This window comes from Geojedonia litorea, assembly GCF_042654525.1.
In the GTDB taxonomy this organism is placed as follows: domain Bacteria; phylum Bacteroidota; class Bacteroidia; order Flavobacteriales; family Flavobacteriaceae; genus Geojedonia; species Geojedonia litorea.
On sequence record NZ_JBHSGP010000005.1, the window covers coordinates 180,131 to 199,338 of the forward strand.

Here is a 19,208-nt window from a genome sequence, read left to right on the forward strand (position 1 = left end):
CGGTCTAACAAACGTATTTCAGAGTTCTTTTAAAAACTCTAAAAAACAAAACAATGAAAACAAATATTACCTTAATCATTTTAGCTTTAGCAACACTATTTAGTTGTAACACTACAACAGAACCCATTACAAACCCTAATGATTATAATGCCTATTTAGAAGCTTCAGATAAAGAAGCTTTAGAATTGGCTCTAAACGATAAAAACTTTTGGGAACAAAAATTATCAGACCATCCAGACCAATTTCCTTACGCCTCTAAATTAGGTGCCTCCTATTCGCATTTGTTTGCCCAAACTGGCAAAATTGATTATTTGATTAGTTCTGAAACCTATTTGAGACAGGTTGTAGAAGCTACTAATTATAAAGATCCTGGAGCATTAAAATCTTTAGCTGCCAATTATATTTCGCAGCATAAATTTAAAGAGGCTTTAGAGTTGTTGAGTAAAGCCGAGTTAATAGGTGACACTCTAGAAGGCACTCAAAAAATGCTGTTTGATGTGTACCTAGAATTGGGTAATTATGAATTGGCTAAAATGTACCTTGATACATTTAAAAACTTTAGTGACTTCGACTACTTGATCCGTCTTTCCAAATGGAGTGACCATCAAGGCAATTTAGATGCCGCCATCAAGTATATGGAACAGGCTATGGTTATTGCCGAGTCGTCTAACTTACCGGCAATCAAGAAATGGGCCTATACCAATATTGCCGATTTTTATGGCCATGCCGGATTGATAAACAAATCTTACCAACATTATTTAAAGGCTTTGGCATTAGATCCTCATGATGCTTATGCCAAAAAAGGGATTGCCTGGATTGCCTATTCCTATGAGAAAAATCCCGAAGAAGCCCTTCGTATTTTAAATAAAGTCACAGAAAATTACCAGGCACCAGATTATTATCTTTTGAAAGCCGAAATCGCCGATTATATGGGTGATACTGCTTTAAAAAATACACAGCTGGCCTTATACAAAACAGCAGTTGAAGATGCTGCCTATGGCGCTATGTATAACAAATACAACGTCCTGCTTTATACCGATGAAGAACAAGCTATCGACCAAGCACTGGCGATTGCTCGAATTGAAGTAGAACATCGACCAACACCAGAATCTTATGATCTATTGGCTTGGGCACTTTTTAAAAATGGCAACACCAACGCTGCCTTAATTATTGTAAATGATCATATTATCAATAAAACTTTTGAGCCGGCTATTTTATATCATGTGGCAGAAATTTACAAAGCAACAGGCAACTATGCGGCCGTAAAACCACTCAAAAAGGAATTATTGGGCAGTCTGTACGAATTAGGACCTACTATGAATCAAAATATTCAACAATTATAAATCTAACATTATGAAACTTAAAGTAGTGTATCTCATCATGTTGTTATGTTCTCTTGAACATGGCTTTGCTCAAGAGCAGGAACTCCCTGTATTTGGTGTTTCTGGATCTATGTATCTCATGCCCATATCAGAGACCAGTCCTGCTGTATTCAATGCGCCGGAATTATCAGCACAACAGCCTTTTCAAGTACTAACGTTTACTGATAATCCATTTAATCTAGGACTATTTACAACTGAATTCAATGCTATGAATATGGGTATGAACCTGCGATTAGAAGATGAGTTACCCTACGAAAATACAGGATATGTCTATTCAGGATTTTACTATTTAGATATGAGTATTAATTATAGTTTGGGTGCTTTTGACCTGTCCTTTTTAGTGGAAAACCTTTTTGGTCTCCAAACACGCGATGTAAGCATTACTCCTGAAGTGATGCAACAGCATGGGGTTTATAAAGAAGTGGTGTTGGTCTATGATTCTCCATTTTTGGTGAGTGCGGGCATCAGCTTTAGTTTTTAAATGATCATGCACTAAATAAAAGTATTCTGCCTAACCTACGAAAGTTTACCATACCTATGCTATGGTATTTTTAGAGTTTTTTTGTTAGTTGAAAGTGGCCCAATCACCCAGTGGTTGGGCGCTTTCTATTTTAATGTGCGCTATAACGTGTTAATTGCCTTTTCCACCTTTGACCAACAACCAAATGGCTAATGAGAGTTCACCAATGATACTTGGTATGGCTACTAAAGCCAAAAAGAGACTGCTATAGGCATCATAATTAGTCAACATCAAATGTGCCACCGTATCCAACATATACATTAATCCCGCAATGACCAGAAATAAAGCAATAACTTTGGGCTTTCCAATAATCTTTGCAAGTAGCATTAAATGGATGCCGAAGAAAAAGAGTCCAAGCAACCAGATGGTATTAAAAGTATCTACCTGCTTGATGATAGCTTCAGCAGTTGTAGATACCAATACTTGTTGCAATGCAAATAGGGCAACACCCATGATCGCGGCGTGCATGAGTCTAAAATAGGTGCTTAATCGTGATAAAACATGTTCCTTGAACAGTTCATAGAGTGCCCAGGCGATAATGACGTCTAATGCCACCGTCACCATAAAGGCCAAAATACCCCAGCGCACCATAAGGTGGTTATCTTGTAGTGATGCTAAAGGATCGTTAAGTAGGGCTTCTAAAACAAAAAAGTTAGCAAATATCGCTGTGAAAAATATACTTAGGTAACTTAAGCCTATAATCTTAGCGAGTGTTCGTGTGTTCATACCTGTCGCCATGTTAGTTTAGTGTTGTACTCAAATTAGTTTTCTTAATTTTCAATTTCTTTTTCTAATATGTTTAGCATATTTAAGATGCGATCTCTTAAGGTTTGTGACTGTATATTAGTCACCAGATTAAAAGTAATAGCTTGACTAATGAGCCCTTCTAATTCAACATCGTTAAGGACTTCTTTTAAGTCGAGCTCTTTTTTTGTTGATTTTATAGTGAATTTAGAGCTAGTTTTCTTGTCCAAGGCTTCAGTTGGGGTATAGCCATTTTTCCATAAAATATCATTTACATTTCTAGAGACTCCTAGTCTGTTGTAGCATGGGATTATAATTTCACTTCTGAATTTTTTATACTCCAATTCCAGTTCTTGTACCTGATAGACTTCAGTAGACCAATTGGATAAAATTCGAACTAATTCTTGATTTCGTATAAGACGTAAATTCTCTGAACCAACAATGTCGTTCTTAATAGGGTCAAATGTAGGGTCTCTTAACAGTTTCCAAAGTGAATTATAAAACACCTCTTCATTAATCTGTTCTGGATGATCAATTTGTTGGAGTAATTGGTTACAGGCCTCGAGTCCCTCATTACGCATCAGTACTTTCTCATCGAGTTGCGCCAAATTACTTTGGTATTCATTGTAGAGTTGTTTAAGTATGGTTTGCTCCTTGGCCAAATTCTTTTGTTGTTCATTCCAATTATTAATTTGAAGGGCGATCAATATCCCTATTACCACAAGAATAATTTCGCCTATGGCGTAAATGAGGTATTTACTGAATTTACTTTGGTTTAGAAGTTGATGACGGAGTTTTCTGAAGATTTTAATCATGTATATGAGATTCAATAAGTTGTAAAGTATCGGTTAAATAATTTTCAAACACCTTGTAGGAGTTAAGGGTGTACATATAATTTAAAGCATTGTTATAGACTTCATTTTCAAAAGTAACGGTTCTAATCGTTTTGTTATAATCCAATTTGAAATTAGATTTTGCAATGGGTTTTAACTTTAGATCGTCTTCAAAAAAATCGGGATTCGACATATTTCTTAACAGGGCTTTGTTAGTTAAGGAAGGAATAAAGAAGTCGAATAAATAGTCTCTGTATATGGTTATATCATCTTCAGTATCGGTTTGGTAATAGGACCAATTAGAGAGTTGGTATTTCAATGTCGCATCTTTTATAAGGTTAATGGATCCTGTACTACGCATTTCGTCTATGGCGCCTGTAACGATATCCAGCGACATGGTTTTATTGATGATTACATCTAATAAGTGTTCAATTTCACTGGGGTTAATGGGGTCATCGTTTCTAATTATTTCAAGGAGCTCGGCCGAGGCCTCATAGGCTTCCGAAAAATTGGTAAAAGCGAATTGCGCAGTACTGATATTGGTTTGAAAGTCGGTTTGAAGATTCTTTAACATGGCCTGCTCTCTAATTCTGTCCTTACGTAACTCGTTCCAATTGTTAATTTGTAAGGCCAACAAAATCCCGATCACCACCAAAATAATTTCGCCAATAGCATAAAAGAGGTATTTACTAAATTTGTTTTGGGTAAGGAGTTGTTGACGGAGTTTTCTAAAGATTTTAATCATTTGGCGGATGGTTGTTTTTAAGTACGTGTTAGGGTCGTTACAAATTCATTATAGTTTAGCTTCTAAATACTTTTCAATATCCGAAATTAATAAATCAATGTCTTTGATGGTTCGGTTAAAAAAAGCAATATGATTTTTCTCTAAAGTAATGTATCTATAATTGACAATGTTTTTGTAGTAGCTGTCCTTCCAAATTTGATCATAGTTTATAGGATGCGCAGAAACCGAAAACTCAATATTCTTGAAATGCCTTAAGTAATAGGGCCTTATTAGTTCATTAACGTGTAGTTCAAAATTTTCTAGCCCCATAATCTCTGCATAATTATCCTCAAATAGAACCACTACTTTTTCTCTGATGTTTTCATCTTTTATCAGTTGAATACCAGAAGTTTTTAAATCTTCATAAAATGCTTTGTTTAATTTGATGTTCTTCATTCCATACACGGGTCCAAATAAAGTATCGAGTTCAGGGTTATATTTATGTTGCGGATGTTCTAATAGGCGCTCTAATGTTTTAATGGACCTTTGGATTTGAACTAGATTATTAAGTTCAGCTTTCATCTTGTTTTTATCTATAGCTAAACCTTCTTTTAATTGCAGCAGAATTTTAGTTTCTTGTGCTTTATCCTTTTGATGACTATTCCAATTATTAATAGATAAGGCAATTAAAATTCCAATTACTACAAGCACAATTTCGCCTATGGCATATTTAAGGTATTTTGATGTTTTTCCTGTTTCCATAAGGTTGCGTCTTAAATGTCTATAGAATTTTATCATGACTTAAGTGTTAATTGCTCAATCTTCCTTTCTGTAAGTGGTTGCTTCATGCCCTTCATATTCCGTGAGAGTAATAGCTCCTGTTCCACTAATTTTATTAAAACGATAATATCTATTTTTTGGATTAATTGGAAAGAAAACCTGTTTAGAACTTAAACCTAAAAGCGGATTACCCTCTTCTCCTTTACTTTTCAATAAAAGAAATTCTTCTTTTAACGAAATATTAATTTTGGCGTCTGGAAGAGAGTCGTTTACATAATCACCTTCATATTCCACAAGAGCCTTATAGTCAATGATAAATTTCAAAGAGTCTGTAGATTTATGCAAGATTGAAGCTATTTCTTCATAAGCTTTAATAGCAAAAAATCTGTACCAACCTATAAAGACTTGATGGGTAAAAGCTTCACCCTTAAAGCGCTTGACTTTATTTTTATATTTATAATTATTTAATCTATAATCTATAGCCGCTTTACTTATTTTATAATTGGGCTCATTATACCAATCATAGTTTTGCTCAAAATCGTCAAGATTTTTTTTCACAAGATCCCAAACCATATTATTATATATTTCAATATGGGGTTTCAATCTATTGTGCAATGTATCTAAAACACCTAAAGTTTTATTGTATTTATCTGGTATAGCATCTATATTAGACATTAATAAATTATAAGCCTTATTAGAAGTATCAAAATTTGAAAAAGAAGTCGCTACTCTCCATAATAAAGTACTGCCTTCATTTTCATAATCATCATAAGTTAAATTGGTATTTAAAACCAAACTCGATAATGAATCTGTTATTCTATAACTACTAATCATTTCTGTACTTTGATTAATATCATTTTCAAGCTCTACTAAAACATCTTCAAAAATAGCATCAATTTTTGCTTCGGCTTTTTTTTGCTCACTGCGTTGATTGAGATTTAAAGCAATGAGAATACCAATAATAACGAGTATGATTTCGCCAATAGCATAGAGCAAATACTTGCCTATTTTGTTTTTGGTGAGTAAGTTTTGACGGATTTTTCTAAAGAATTTTATCATAACTTTAAGGCTTTATTTCGGTGTAAGTGATTGGAATGTGCCCTTCATGGATTATCATAGTAAAACTACCATCTGAATCTTGTGTTTTAAATTGAAATATTCCGCCACCATTAGGATTTACACTCGAAAATATAGTTTTAGAACTTATATGTCTTAAAGCATCTTGGTGCAAAGGATTCGTCCTTGTGACTCTTAAAAATCCATTTTCGTCAATGGCGACCTCTGCTACCTGTTCTGGATTAGTGGTACTTATATAGTTACCAACATAGTTTTGCAATTCATCTTTTTTAATAATAAAATCTAATGCATCAGTAGACTTATTTAAAATTGAGGCAATTTCTTCATAACTTTCAATGGCTGTGGCTCTATATTTAACAATATGAATTCTAAGGTTGCGTATGGCTATGTTGTGATATTTCTTTACACGATTTTTATAGCGATAGTCATTAAGCATGTAGGCAATGGCTGCTTCACTTTTTCTATAATTTGGCTCTGTAAACCATGGCATTTCAGCCTTAATATCATTAGAACTTTCTACATGTTTTTCAAGTTTAGCTGTAGTATTTTCAAAGTTTCGTCGCAACGGACCATACAACTCATTTAATAATGCAACCGAATGGTCATACCTCTCTGGTATGGCGTCAATATTATTCATTAATACAGCATAGGCATTAGCGGTAATGTCGTATGGCGCATTAGTATCAGCCGCTCGCCAAATAGGGTTGCTGTTTTCATTAGCATAATCGGCATAGGTTAAATCAGTATTTAATACCAGACTTAATAACGAGTCTTTATACTTAAAGTATCGAATAGCACGCGTACTTCTATCTATATCTGTTTTTAAATCTTTAAGTACATCTTCAAAAATGGCATCTATTTTGGCTTCTGTCTTTTTTTGCTCACTGCGTTGATTGAGGTTTAAAGCGATGAGAATTCCAATAACAACTAGTATAATCTCGCCAATGGCATACAACAAGTACTTGCCTATTTTGTTTTTTGTAAGTAAGTCTTGACGGATTCTCCTGAAAAATGTAATCATACCGTAGACTCGAGAAAGCGAGACACTTGTTGGTTAGTTCGGTTTCGATAATTTATACGAACGAAAAGATACTAAATTTGTAACTATTAATAAGCTGTAAAAGCTTAAGTTTTAAAGTTTTGTAGCAGTTAGTTGCCTTTTCTTTAGCCAAATCTAGTTTAAGCCTCCTGAAGCACGGGATCGAGCGCCTTGCGTTTATTCCAAAAATAAAGAGCAAATCCCACAGCGACTATGGGCAGAACGATTCCAAATTCATCAATATAATAGGCTGTGTTTCCGGTGTCTTTAGTTAAAGGCGTAAAAATACTCTGAACAAATAGATTGTGACTGCCGTGCAAAATAACCGCCGTCCACAAGCTTCCCGATTTCATCCGAAACCAAGTATACACAAAACTGATGCTCACCACCAAGAGCATAAAACACAACATGCCATACCAGGCCGGTGTACCGCTGTTGTAGTCGGCAAACAACAAAACGGGTAAATGCCATACGCCCCAGATCACACCTGTAATTAACGAGGTTTTGGTGAAGCCCTGACTTTTATAGAGTTCAGGGACTAAAATGCCACGCCAGCCTATTTCTTCGCCCAAGGCGCTAGACATGCTGCTAATCACTCCAAAGGTGCCCACCAAAAGCACATAGAGCAGCATGGCGATGCCATCGCCATGATCACCAAGTCCGAATGAGGATTTTATCCAAGTAACCGTGGCTTCGTTATAAAATGCACCAAAGCCAAAACTCCAAACTATAAGGTAGGCAATCAATGCATATAGGAACGGAATCAGATAACTTTTAAGCTGATATCTTGTTTTTCCCCAGGCCCAACCCAGATCAGCAACCTTTCGCTTTAACATCTTCATGGTGATGAGGGCAGCAATCCCAGGACACCACATCAGTCCCATGGCATAGTACCCGGCACCGCCGCCTACTTTACCTGAATAAATTATTAGCGCATAAAAAATAGCACTTAAGGCAAAGGTGATGGACAGAAAGATGCCGATGGGATTGTATTTGTTTTGGCTGGCTTGGTTCATGGGTATTGAGTTTAGTTGGTGTACATAAGCAACTAATTTAGTGAAAATCAATGAGGATTTTCGTAAGTAAGTGAGTACTAGCAATTAATTATACACTGTGTTGGCGTTAGTTATTCCTTCTTTTTAAACCTGTAATTTTATTGATTAATTCGAAAAATTTGGAATTAAATTCTTTTGAATACTGCAAGCCAGATTTTAATTTATTAGTTACCATTTCTGCTAATATTGCTTTTTTATATGATATTCCATTTGCCGTAATATTATCACCTTGAATTAAAATCTTACATCCTTCGCCAAATATTTCATTTAAAATTGATTGTGGGTAGCAATATTCTATACCGTTATTCTCCCAAACGATAATATTGTCCTTTGAAATACCAAGTGTTTCAATTTTATTCACAACATCACCTCCATGCACTTTGTCCAGTATAGGTATTATTCTTTCTCTATATGGACTTCTTTGAATGTCTCCTAAAATACTTCCAGCGACATTTACTATATCTTTCATCCGGCTATCTGAATTCGAATTTATTACACTGAATTGTACATCAGGATATTCCAATTCTAGTATTCTAGCAATAAATTGTTGGTCGGAAATTCCCTCACAAAGTAAAATTACACTTGGTAAGTATAGTGTCTCAAATCTGTTGCCTAAAAGGAAAAAATGTATTCTGTTAAAATCACTAAAAGTCGAAACTTGAGATATATCAATTACATCTCCATCTTTACTAATAGTGTAATTGTTCTGTATTTTATTATGGTCAAGGAAAATTGTTGAATGGGTGGCAAAAATCAAAGTCTTTATATGTGGAAAATACTTATTTCTTTCAGTCTTGTTGAAAAGAAAATCGGCCAGAATCCCTTGTGCCTCTGGGCTGATACCAAGTTCAGGTTCATCGATTAAAAAAATGTCATGGTCATCATCTAAAAGACATGTTAGTATAGTAGCTATTAATCTAAACCCACTACTTGTAAAGGAAATATTATGTTGATTTGTACTCAAATATTTTTGAGACATTGTATTACCTTCAACTGTTTGAAGAATTTCAATTTCAGTTCCTAATAATAGCTTTATTATTTCGAAAAGAACTTTTCTTTTATCGTCAGTAAACTCCGCAATAGATTGTTGAAGACTTATTGGAGAATTATCTATATTTTGATTTTGTTGCTGAAATTGTTGGTTGAACTGGTTATATTTTTCCTGCTTCTTATTTTTATTTGGTGTGTAAAATCCAAGAACATGAAAATTATTATATCTAGCTGGACCTAAATACGAGGCGTTGACACCTAAATCTTGAGTTATTGTTTTTAGAAGATAGGATTTACCACAATTATTCCGCCCAACCAAAACTGAACATTCAGATGTCTTAATTCGTTCAATTAATTTTTTTCCATTGTCTGAAATAACTGTGTTTGGTTTTTGGTCAAACAAGTATTTATGTTCTGGTATTTCTTCTTCCATATTTTATTCAATAAACGCCAACTAGTTATATGCTCTAAAAAACTGCTATATAACAGCTTCTAGTCAGCTATAAGTAAATGTAAACTTTTTTTGTTTTCGATGCTATACGTAGTTCTACGTATTTCGTAGTTGTGAACGTTTTTTTAAACCTAGAGTTCTCGATACGTCCCGCTATTATCGAGAACGACATCTTTACTTTCTACCAAAGTTGAAATTAATTATTTGGTATATTCAATTTCAACTATTTGGTCATTCACCAATAGCATTTTAGCCTTTTCCTCATCTGGAAAAATAAATACTAATTTTCTGCTTTTTTCATCTCCTTTTCGAATGTATGAATCTATTTTCCCCCACATATTTATGGGTCCAGGAACCATTGACCATTCTGCTTTATGTTTCGTTTTAGTTGTTGGGTTTAACAAGAGAAAGTTGTCAAAATCTAATTCTTGTGTTTTGTCCAAATTGTTTTTTAGAGTCAAATACACAAATACAAATTTATTTCCACGGCTAGGGTGATAAGAGCCATTTCCTGTGGCAACACTTTTACCTTCTTCTATTTTGTCAATAGTAAAACTTATACTTTCAGAATAATTATAAGTTCTTGGGATTACTTGATAAACTGTATAACAAGAAGTTGCTAGAATTCCAATTAATGATACTAGTAAAATTTTCTTCATTAGTTTTTTTAATTATTGCAAACTAGTTAGCTACGACTATTTAATATTTTTAATCCATGATAAATATGGATATAAACTAGTCTCAATTTTCCTTAAAAGTAAATGTAAACTTTTTTTGTTTTCGATGCTATACGTAGTTCTACGTATTTCGTAGTCGTGGACGTTTTTTTAAACCTAGAGTTCTCGATACGTCCCGCTCATTAGCGGGACACTCGAACTGACAGTGTTTTTATTTTTGTCACTTCGAGTGGTTTTGCGAAGCAAAATTGTATCGAGAAGCACTACCCATGAGTTTTCGATACCCACTTTGCGCTACTCGAACTGACTTAACAGATTAACGTATCAAGGTTTTAACGCTTCAACACGTCAACAGTTATACATTAGTTTACCTTTGTTCGAGACTTCTCCCAAAAAATCAAATTTTTAAAACATAGCCTAAAGCCTTTCTTGAACCATCCTCGAACAAGACTCGAACAAAACCCCTCAAAAATGGCCAAAGTGTGCCAGCGTAGGTCAGTGTGTGTCAAACTCGGTCAGCATGTGTCAGCATGTGTCACGGTGTGTCAGCATAGGTCAGCGTGTGTCAAATCAGTAAGCGATTACTTACATTTTATGGCATTAGGGAAAAAAGTAAGGTGCAAAAAAAAGCGCATCAACTTGTGGTTCATGCGCTTTTTAAAGTTATGTCTTGCCGATTATGGACCAGAGGCCACAACACCCAGCGTATAGAGTTGCTCCATAGTTGGGCTTTCGCTACCGCCCTCGGGCTCTAGAGTAATTCCAAAGGCCTGACTCTCGTTGGCATTGGTGATGGCAAATATTTTATTGTCGTCGGTATTAAACTCGTCAATTGTTCCTAAACTGGTAGGTGTTAAGGGGTCTAAAGTCAAGGACCATACCTGATATACTTTACCAGCCGGGGCTTCGGGTAAGCCTTGGGCATCTAGGTAAATACTGTTGGTTTTTTTGTCCCAATACACCTTGGCATAGGTGCTTGCAAAATTACCTTGTCCCGCCAATGGCACCGAAATGATGTCCTTGTCGCGTAATACATTCAATAGGTTTCGTGTCGCTGCCAAATTGGATTTAGCCTCTTCTATTTGCTGTTCTAAATAGGATTTTTCGATTTCAACCGTAGTGATAGTACTTTCTAATGCTTTGTTTTGATTGAGCGTCCAGAATAAACCAAGGCCAACCACAAGGGCTGCTGCCCAACCGGTATAGGTGAGCCAGTTGTATTTGCTAGGTTCAATAGAAACCACTTTAACTTCTTCATTGCCAAGTTTCAGTTGCGCTTTAATGCGACCAAATACATTGGTTTTGGATGGTTGCGCCGCCGCAGCGGTCAACTTCATCACGGCCGACTCGATCTCCAGCACTTCCTGAAGTATTTCAGGGTGTTGTAACATAAGGTCATAGACCTCCTTACTCTCCTGTTCAGAAAGTGCCCCTGCAACGTAAAGTTCCAAGATTCCAGAGTCTATGTAAGCTTTTATATCCATTTAATCTAATACAATGGTTCTTAATTCTTTAATACAATTCCGGTTTCGAGTTTTTATGGTCCCTATGGGCATATCTAATGCTTCAGAGGCTTCCTTTTGGGTATAGCCTTTAAAGTATAACAGTTCAATGACCTTAATACAGTTTTTAGCTAATTTTTTTACAAACTTTTTAATTCCAATAGCATCTGTGCTGTCATCTAAACTCTCACTGGTTTGCAAAATATCTACGAAATATTCGGCATCAAGGTTTTTACCAGCGTTTTTAAATGCTTTGGAACGTGTTTTATCAATGGCGGCATTGCGTGCAATATTGAGAATCCAGGTAAAGAAACGCCCTTTTTCTGCGCTGTAACTTGCTGCATTATGCCAGGCTTTTATAAACACATCTTGCATCACTTCTTCAGCAATATCCTGATCTCTCACAATGTTGTAGATGACGCCCTGCATGCTGGCTCTATACATATTGTATAAAGCTTCAAATGCTTTCTCGTCTTTGTTTTGAAATTGGGAGACCAAAATGTCTAATTGCATATCAACAATTTTTATAGGCCGAAAATAGGGATAATAATCCAAAGAAAAAAGCTACAGAACCTGTAGCTTTTAAAATAATGTGTTTATGTTTTGTTTATTGAATAATACCACCACAACTTACACGTCCGCCAGCAGCGCCTGTGGGTTGGGTCACAAAGTCGTCTGTGCCATCATGTACAATAATGGCCTTGCCTATAATATCTTTGGTCACATCACCACAGCCAATACACCACTCGTCGGTGACTAAAGTGATAGAGCCCTTGCCCTCGGCACTGGCCTCAAAGTTGCCAATATCACCTTTGTGGAAACCTGCTTCGCTGTTCCATTTGCCATGGGGTTGCCCGGTTGGGTTCCAGTGGCCACCGGTTGAGGTGCCATCGGCTGATGAACAGTCTGCTTTTTCATGGATATGAATGGCGTGAGTACCTTCGGTAAGTCCGCTCATCATGGCCGTCATGGTGACCATACCGTTTTCTTCCTTAAAAAACACAGAGCCGCTTACCTGACTATCGCTTTTGGGCTCTAGTTTAATCATTAGCTCTTTACTTTCGGCAGTCGTGGTGTCTTCCATTTCCATTTCGGTTTCTACCTCGTTTTCCTTTTTGTTGTCTTTACAACTAAAACTCATAGTTAGGGTGACTAGTAGGAGTACTAAACCTAATTTTTTCATAATGTGAATCGTTTTTTATTTAGACGAAAGTTACGCATTATTTGATAGAATTTAAAACCAATTTGGGATAAGCTATGAACTTTTATAATATGCTGGTTAGGGGAGGCCTTGGGCTGCTCTTGCGTGCTCAAGATATAAATAGTATGCGTGCATGGTAATGTATAGGATAAATTATCTAAATTAACTACATTTAAACTTTTGTAATTTAATTGATCATTTAATCATTGCAACATCTAACAAAATTTTCTTTTAATTAGTAGCAACGCAGGGTACACATGGTGCTTTGCAAAAAAAATAGCTTGGAGATGTTCCAAGCTATTTTTATTATAGGGGTCAACTAAATTTTAGTTAGTTTCAGGTTGAATTGCGGTATTTGGCGTTTCACCATCTAAAGGTTGATTTTCTTTTTTAAGGTATTGATCAAGGAATTTCAAAATGCGACTATAGGCCTCAATCTGATTTTCCTTTTTAACAAAGCCATGACCTTCGTCCTCAAAAAGTACATATTCTACAGGTACTCCGTTTTTACGAACACCGGCCACAATTTCATCAGATTCTATTTGTAGCACTCGAGGATCTTGTGAGCCTTGAAGTACGATTAGCGGTTTGGTCACTTTATCGGTGTGGAACAAGGGTGAAATACGCTTTAATCGCGTAGAATCGGCCGAGTAGGGGTCACCTAACTCCAGGTATAAGGATTCTCTAAACGATTCCCAATAAGGCGGAATACTTTTTAGTGTTCTTAACCAATTGGTAACTCCAAAGATATTCACGCCCACGTCAAATTCTTCAGGCGCATAGGTCAGTGCTGCCATGGTCATATAACCCCCATAAGAGCCGCCTATAATGCCTATTTTTTCACTATCAATTTCTGGTTGTGTAGCCAACCAGTTTTTACCTTCTACACAATCTTGCAGGTCTTTTTCACCGTGATTTAAATCGTCCATTTGGAAAAAGGTTTTGCCATAGCCACTACTGCCTCTATTATTTACAGCTAAAACAGCATAGCCATGATTGACCATATATTGAATGAGTGAGCTGAAATTTTGACGGGACTGTCCACCTGGACCACCGTGTACCCAAACCATGGCAGGCACTTTATTGTCTTCTGAAGCCTGATGTGGTAGATAATAAATGGCAGGAATTTCTACGCCATCAAAGGATTTAAAGCGAATCACTTTGGCAGTTACCAAATCTTTAGGATGAATAGCTTCGTTTAACACATTGGTGAGCTTATGTTGGGCTTTGGTTTCGAGATTGTAGGTATACAAATCGGAAGGGCTGTTGGAACCACCTACATACATGCGCATCCAAGTTTCGTCATTAGAGAAGGCTACACTGGTGATGCTTTTGTCTTCAAAATCTGGTAACTGAATAGGCTTCATGGTTTTGGTGTCTAAAACCTCAATCGCGTTTTTACCATCTTCATTGACATACACTACCAGATACTTGCCTTTTTTAGTGAATCCGGCACCCATAACATCCCATGGTTTTTCAACCACCTTTGATTTTTCTTTAGTCTTTAAATCGTATTTCATTAAGTAAGCGAATTCAGAGCCCGCATCGGTGGTGTAATAAAACGCCGAATTGTCTACAGAAAAATCTTGAGCCGAATTACCACTTTGGGTCTCATTGATTTTTATTCGTTCTTTAGCCTTGATATTGTATAAGAAGAGATCACTATCGTTGGTATTGAGTGATTTCACTAAAGCGATATAATTTTTGTCCTTTGAAATCCCACTGAAATTTAAGCCATCATTGTTTTGATATACCATGGAAGATTTGAAATTGGTAATGTCCATTTCATACACGTCAAAATAGCGCGGGTCGCGTTTGTTGGAACCGTAATAGAAGCCGGTATTATCGGCATTCCAATCGTAAAAATCAGATTTTGCGCCCTTTTCTGGTGTTAAATCGGTGATGTTGCCATCGAGATCAATCCTATAAATATGGTTAATCTCGTCCCCATTTCCATCGGCCGAGTAAAGGATGCGATCATCATTAGGAAAATACGATTGCGCAAATATAGACGTGCTATCAGAAGCGGTAATGGTGGTATAATCACCACCAGTTGCAGGGACGCTATAGAGATTATAAATCCCAGACTTGTTACTTGAAATCAGTAATTTAGAATTGTCTGAAGAGAAATAGCCTCCAGTAACAGCCTCGTTATCCATAAACTGCTCTATGGTATATTCTGATACCGTATGGGCTTGGTCGTCGCCTTTATCAGCATCAGTTTTACAACCTGCTAAAAGTAGAAGGAGGATTAATGTGCGTATTGGTTTCATATATTTTAAAGTTTTTATTAGTCTAAACCAAAGGTTTTAACCTCTTTAAATGGATTAATTTGCAATTGTTCCATTTTTGCTTTGTAGGTGGTCCATGAGTCATTAAAGAACGCGTTGGTTTTACCCAAGGCATCATTCAAGGCGTCTTCGGCATTCTTCATCAAGGTGCGTTCGGTTGAGGTGATGCCCTGTTGTCTAGACCCTACATACTGACGGGCTAAACCATAGAGTTGCGTTACGGTAACTTCGGGGTTACGGGTAATCCCTTGACGCTCATCTTCCTTGCCTAAATAGATGTCTAGTATACCGTCAATATCCTTAATGATATCTTTTGAGGCCTTTATTTCATCCTTGTATTTATCCTTATCTAGCTTTTTGAGATCTGCCTGGAATTTTTCGGCAATTTGTTTGCTTTCCACAAGCTGTTTTATGGCATCAACCGCAACTTGCCCCATGCTTTCAAGTTTTTTTGACGTGGCATACACCTCGTTTATACTCGCCATGGATACATTAATTCGTGGGTCGGTTTTAACACTAATGGTTTCTTCAGAAGTTTGATCTCCAAAAGCAATCTTTAAGCGGTAAGTGCCCGGTTTTACACTCACACCACCTGGTTCTCTGTTGCTCTTACGCATAGATCGCGAAGGACGATCGATACCAGCTTCATCCATATACCAAGTCCATTTTTGAATTCCTGATGAATCTGGTGCTTTTCGTTTTAAGGTTCTAATCAGTCTATCACCATCATAAATGGTAAGTGTTAAAGAGTCCCATTTTACTTTAGCATCCTCTTTTTCAGCAGCATCCTCATCTGCTTTTTTATCGGCATCATCCTCTTTTTTAGAGGCTTCTTTTTTCTCATCAATTTTTACAAAATAGCTCAATTGTGCACCGTATGCTCTATTGTCGCCATTGTATTCGGCATCTGCACCAAAACGACTACCTGTAGGTTGCTGGTAGGCTGCCTGATATGCCGTAGGTGGGGTGAATAGTTTGATTTTTTGGTTTAAGACCTGCTTGTTTTTGGCAATAGCTCTTAAAGGTCTGATATCATCAATAACCCAAGCCGCACGGCCAAAGGTGCCTATTACCAAATCCTGTTCTCTAGGATGAATCACTAAATCTTTTACAGGTACGGTTGGGAACCCGTGAGTCCATTTGGTCCATTTGTTTCCAGCGTCTACAGAGAGGTATAAACCGTCATCGGTTCCTAAAAACATTAAATTAGGCTCTTCAGGGTCTTCTACAATAGAGAGGGTATAGCTGGTGACATCAGTCTCATCTACAATACGCTGCCAGGTTTTTCCATAATCTTTAGTTCTATACGCGTAAGGCGTGTAGTTAAATCGTCTATAATCGTTAGCAATTAAAAGGGCTTCACCTTTAGTTTTATTGGATGCTTTTATTTGTGCAATCCAACTTCCAGCTGGTAGTCCTTTGATATTTTTAGACACATCGGTCCAGGTTTGCCCAGCATTTTGAGTGATATGAACGCGTCCGTCGTCACTACCTACCCAAAGCATGTCCCTTTCAACAGGTGAAGGTTCAACCACTAGAATCGTGGTATGATTTTCGGCGCCGGTAGCGTCCATAGTGAGACCGCCACTTTCAGATTGCTTTTGCTTTTCAGGATTGTTTGTAGTAAGGTCTGGAGAAATGATGGTCCAGGTTTCGCCTTTATCGGTTGATTTGTGTACAAACTGACTTCCGAAGTAAATCGTACTGTTATCGAAGGGGTCAATATTAATGGCCGAATTCCAGTTAAAACGCAAATCTACATTAGGGTCGGGATGCGTAGGTCTTACAATATAATTGTTACCTGTTTGCCAGTCATAGCGCAGCACATAGCCTTGCTGACTCATGGTCCAACCATAGCGTGAATCGTCTCTATCTGGAACAACATCAAAACCATCTCCAAAACTAATTTCTTGCCAGTAGCTGTTGCGAATCCCTTGATCGCGCCACACATAGGCAGGGCCTCTCCATGAACCATTATCTTGCATGCCGCCATACACATTATAAGGAAACTCGTTATCGACATTGATATGGTAGAATTGTGCTACCGGAAGATTACCTATAAAGCGCCATGACTTACCACCGTCTTTAGTGATATTTAACCCGCCATCGTTACCGTCGATCATAAAATTCCCATTTTTGGGATGAATCCACCAGGCGTGGTGATCGGGGTGTACACCGTTATCTACACCATAAGCAGGCATGAGTTGTTCAAAGTTTTTACCGCCATCTTCTGAAACGTTCACATAGGTGAACACTGAATACACTCTATTTTCGTTTTGAGGGTCCACATAGATTTCGGAGTAATAAAATGGACGGTTTCCAATATCGCTTTTATCATTGATTTTTTTCCAATTAAAACCACCATCTTCACTTTTGTATAGTGCATTCTTTTTAGCTTCCACCAAGGCATATACAATATTAGGCTTGTTAGGCGCAATGGCAATACCAATTCTTCCAAGATTTCCTTTTGGAAGTCCGTCTTTATCGGTTATTTTTTTCCATGTTTTTCCACCATCATGCGTCATATGCAGTCCAGAACCTTCGCCACCAGAATTAAAAAACCAAGGCTCGCGTTTATGTTCCCACATGGCCGCGAATAATTTATTTGGGTTTTTGGGATCCATCACCAAATCGGCTGCTCCAGTTTTGTTATTGGCAAATAAGATGCGTTCCCATGATTTACCGCCATCGGTTGTTTTATAGACACCACGTTCGGGATGTTCGCCCCAAGGAGAGCCTATAGCGGCCACATACACCACATTTGGATTCGTGGGGTCGATGATGACACGATGAATATGACGTGTTTTTTCTAAACCCATTAAGCTCCAGCTTTTACCGGCATCTAATGATTTATAAATACCATAACCGCCATTTAAACTATTACGCGGGTTACCTTCGCCAGTACCCACCCAAATGACACTTGGGTTAGATTGTTGGATAGCGACTGCCCCAATAGAAGCGGTGGCTTCATTATCAAAAATAGGCGCCCATTTAATGCCGCCAGAAGTTGATTTCCATAAACCACCCGAAGCGGTTCCTACGTACATGATATCTGGATTACTGTGAACCGCGTCAATCGCTGTTACACGGCCAGACATACCACCCGGACCAATGTTTCGAGGGGTCATGTTTTTGATTAAATCTGTTGAAAAGTCTTGGGAAAAAACTGAAAATGATGCGAGTAGCATCAAGGAGAGTAGTATCTGTTTCATTATTAAATTGATTAGTTGATTTAAAGATAGTAAAAACTAAAATTGAGAATGTGAAGGTTTTGTTAATGCTTCATAAAATTGAATTAGAATTATTGATTTTTTTAGGCTAATTAGAAAGTAATTTTGGGATGTTAGTACTCGCACTTTCATCATTTTCGTTGCTCAATAACCATTGGGTTCCATAAACATCTTCATAGGTTATAGCAAAGTCAATTGCTCTAGAATTTAAAACTTGTTTAAACACTTCAATATGATCCGATTCCTTTATTTCAATGAGTTTAATGTCTTCATTGGCTGGCATTACAAAACCTTTTATTAAGGTACTAGTTAAATAGGGAATGGAGTCTAGCTCTGGTGCGGTTTCAAATAGTTCATTAAATAGGTCATCAGAATTGTTAAACATCTTCATGGAGTCTAAAACAATTTCAACTTTTGTGATGAAGGCTGGCCCTACACCTTTATTACCTACAATGAGATGGAATTCCTGTCCATTGTCACTGTACCACTGATGCAGATAGGGTAATACAGAAGCGCTTTGTTGTTTTTGAATCAATTTATTTTCTTCGCGCGCTAAATAGGATTGATAGAGTAAGGCTACCAGCGAAATCACACTTATAAAAAGCGCAGAGGTACTCATGATTTTATCGGTAGTCCACTGAATTTTCCATTTGTTAGCTTTTGGTTGTGAGTTTTCAGACATAAAGCGTTGTATTTTATATATCTAAATTGA

17 protein-coding genes are annotated in these 19,208 nt (G+C 37.0%); 2 read left to right on the forward strand and 15 right to left on the reverse strand.

Annotated elements, in window-relative coordinates; translation table 11 throughout:
• Positions 1-53 precede the first annotated feature (53 nt).
• Both ACFO5O_RS02800 and ACFO5O_RS02805 read left to right on the forward strand, forming a co-directional pair.
• Complete coding sequence (locus ACFO5O_RS02800; protein ID WP_387960747.1) at positions 54-1,343, forward strand: tetratricopeptide repeat protein; 1,290 nt, start codon at positions 54-56, stop codon at positions 1,341-1,343.
• 10 nt (positions 1,344-1,353) lie between these two features.
• The gene (locus ACFO5O_RS02805; RefSeq protein WP_387960749.1) at positions 1,354-1,863 is read left to right on the forward strand and encodes a hypothetical protein; all 510 of its coding nucleotides are present in this window, start codon (positions 1,354-1,356) and stop codon (positions 1,861-1,863) included.
• 150 nt (positions 1,864-2,013) lie between these two features.
• On the opposite strand, the gene ACFO5O_RS02810 is transcribed toward ACFO5O_RS02805, so the two are convergent.
• The 15 genes from ACFO5O_RS02810 to ACFO5O_RS02880 all read right to left on the reverse strand — a co-directional run bounded on the left by ACFO5O_RS02810 (position 2,014) and on the right by ACFO5O_RS02880 (position 19,178).
• A complete protein-coding gene (locus ACFO5O_RS02810; protein ID WP_387960751.1) occupies positions 2,014-2,628 on the reverse strand; it encodes a DUF4386 domain-containing protein in 615 nt (204 codons plus the stop codon).
• A 44-nt stretch (positions 2,629-2,672) separates the two neighbouring features.
• Positions 2,673-3,461, reverse strand: coding sequence for a DUF6090 family protein (locus ACFO5O_RS02815; protein ID WP_387960753.1), 789 nt, complete (start codon positions 3,459-3,461; stop codon positions 2,673-2,675).
• Complete coding sequence (locus ACFO5O_RS02820; protein ID WP_387960755.1) at positions 3,454-4,224, reverse strand: DUF6090 family protein; 771 nt, start codon at positions 4,222-4,224, stop codon at positions 3,454-3,456. Before ACFO5O_RS02820 ends, ACFO5O_RS02815 begins: the two co-directional genes overlap by 8 nt.
• Before the next feature lie 48 nt (positions 4,225-4,272).
• Entirely contained in the window at positions 4,273-5,001 is a 729-nt protein-coding gene (locus ACFO5O_RS02825; RefSeq protein ID WP_387960757.1) for a DUF6090 family protein, read from the reverse strand.
• A gap of 18 nt (positions 5,002-5,019) precedes the next feature.
• Complete coding sequence (locus tag ACFO5O_RS02830; protein WP_387960759.1) at positions 5,020-6,042, reverse strand: hypothetical protein; 1,023 nt, start codon at positions 6,040-6,042, stop codon at positions 5,020-5,022.
• Positions 6,043-6,046: 4 nt separating this feature from the next.
• Positions 6,047-7,081: a DUF6090 family protein gene (locus ACFO5O_RS02835; RefSeq protein ID WP_387960761.1), complete on the reverse strand. Its 1,035-nt coding sequence runs from the start codon at positions 7,079-7,081 to the stop codon at positions 6,047-6,049.
• 158 nt (positions 7,082-7,239) lie between these two features.
• The gene (locus ACFO5O_RS02840) at positions 7,240-8,115 is read right to left on the reverse strand and encodes a CPBP family intramembrane glutamic endopeptidase (protein WP_387960763.1); all 876 of its coding nucleotides are present in this window, start codon (positions 8,113-8,115) and stop codon (positions 7,240-7,242) included.
• Positions 8,116-8,221: 106 nt separating this feature from the next.
• A complete protein-coding gene (locus ACFO5O_RS02845; RefSeq protein ID WP_387960765.1) occupies positions 8,222-9,577 on the reverse strand; it encodes an ATP-dependent nuclease in 1,356 nt (451 codons plus the stop codon).
• Positions 9,578-9,795: 218 nt separating this feature from the next.
• Complete coding sequence (locus ACFO5O_RS02850; protein WP_387960767.1) at positions 9,796-10,254, reverse strand: DUF4352 domain-containing protein; 459 nt, start codon at positions 10,252-10,254, stop codon at positions 9,796-9,798.
• A gap of 695 nt (positions 10,255-10,949) precedes the next feature.
• A complete protein-coding gene (locus tag ACFO5O_RS02855; RefSeq protein ID WP_387960769.1) occupies positions 10,950-11,756 on the reverse strand; it encodes an anti-sigma factor in 807 nt (268 codons plus the stop codon).
• A complete protein-coding gene (locus tag ACFO5O_RS02860) occupies positions 11,757-12,287 on the reverse strand; it encodes an RNA polymerase sigma factor (RefSeq protein ID WP_387960771.1) in 531 nt (176 codons plus the stop codon).
• A 94-nt stretch (positions 12,288-12,381) separates the two neighbouring features.
• Complete coding sequence (locus ACFO5O_RS02865) at positions 12,382-12,957, reverse strand: superoxide dismutase family protein (protein WP_387960773.1); 576 nt, start codon at positions 12,955-12,957, stop codon at positions 12,382-12,384.
• A 344-nt stretch (positions 12,958-13,301) separates the two neighbouring features.
• Positions 13,302-15,248 (reverse strand): S9 family peptidase, encoded by a 1,947-nt coding sequence (locus ACFO5O_RS02870; RefSeq protein ID WP_387960774.1) that lies wholly within the window; start codon positions 15,246-15,248, stop codon positions 13,302-13,304.
• A gap of 17 nt (positions 15,249-15,265) precedes the next feature.
• Positions 15,266-18,478, reverse strand: a complete 3,213-nt coding sequence (locus tag ACFO5O_RS02875) for a WD40/YVTN/BNR-like repeat-containing protein (protein ID WP_387960776.1) — start codon at positions 18,476-18,478, stop codon at positions 15,266-15,268.
• Between the two features lie 106 nt (positions 18,479-18,584).
• A complete protein-coding gene (locus ACFO5O_RS02880) occupies positions 18,585-19,178 on the reverse strand; it encodes a hypothetical protein (RefSeq protein ID WP_387960778.1) in 594 nt (197 codons plus the stop codon).
• Positions 19,179-19,208 lie beyond the last annotated feature (30 nt).

Bases quoted from the DNA above. Each gene is read 5' to 3' on its own strand.
- ACFO5O_RS02855 (WP_387960769.1), bottom strand. From the start codon at position 11,756: ATGGATATAAAAGCTTACATAGACTCTGGAATCTTGGAACTTTACGTT.
- ACFO5O_RS02845 (WP_387960765.1), bottom strand. From the start codon at position 9,577: ATGGAAGAAGAAATACCAGAACATAAATACTTGTTTGACCAAAAACCA.
- ACFO5O_RS02800 (WP_387960747.1), top strand. From the start codon at position 54: ATGAAAACAAATATTACCTTAATCATTTTAGCTTTAGCAACACTATTT.
- ACFO5O_RS02850 (WP_387960767.1), bottom strand. From the start codon at position 10,254: ATGAAGAAAATTTTACTAGTATCATTAATTGGAATTCTAGCAACTTCT.
- ACFO5O_RS02825 (WP_387960757.1), bottom strand. From the start codon at position 5,001: ATGATAAAATTCTATAGACATTTAAGACGCAACCTTATGGAAACAGGA.
- ACFO5O_RS02860 (WP_387960771.1), bottom strand. From the start codon at position 12,287: ATGCAATTAGACATTTTGGTCTCCCAATTTCAAAACAAAGACGAGAAA.
- ACFO5O_RS02810 (WP_387960751.1), bottom strand. From the start codon at position 2,628: ATGAACACACGAACACTCGCTAAGATTATAGGCTTAAGTTACCTAAGT.
- ACFO5O_RS02815 (WP_387960753.1), bottom strand. From the start codon at position 3,461: ATGATTAAAATCTTCAGAAAACTCCGTCATCAACTTCTAAACCAAAGT.
- ACFO5O_RS02880 (WP_387960778.1), bottom strand. From the start codon at position 19,178: ATGTCTGAAAACTCACAACCAAAAGCTAACAAATGGAAAATTCAGTGG.
- ACFO5O_RS02870 (WP_387960774.1), bottom strand. From the start codon at position 15,248: ATGAAACCAATACGCACATTAATCCTCCTTCTACTTTTAGCAGGTTGT.
- ACFO5O_RS02830 (WP_387960759.1), bottom strand. From the start codon at position 6,042: ATGATAAAATTCTTTAGAAAAATCCGTCAAAACTTACTCACCAAAAAC.
- ACFO5O_RS02805 (WP_387960749.1), top strand. From the start codon at position 1,354: ATGAAACTTAAAGTAGTGTATCTCATCATGTTGTTATGTTCTCTTGAA.
- ACFO5O_RS02840 (WP_387960763.1), bottom strand. From the start codon at position 8,115: ATGAACCAAGCCAGCCAAAACAAATACAATCCCATCGGCATCTTTCTG.
- ACFO5O_RS02865 (WP_387960773.1), bottom strand. From the start codon at position 12,957: ATGAAAAAATTAGGTTTAGTACTCCTACTAGTCACCCTAACTATGAGT.
- ACFO5O_RS02835 (WP_387960761.1), bottom strand. From the start codon at position 7,081: ATGATTACATTTTTCAGGAGAATCCGTCAAGACTTACTTACAAAAAAC.
- ACFO5O_RS02875 (WP_387960776.1), bottom strand. From the start codon at position 18,478: ATGAAACAGATACTACTCTCCTTGATGCTACTCGCATCATTTTCAGTT.
- ACFO5O_RS02820 (WP_387960755.1), bottom strand. From the start codon at position 4,224: ATGATTAAAATCTTTAGAAAACTCCGTCAACAACTCCTTACCCAAAAC.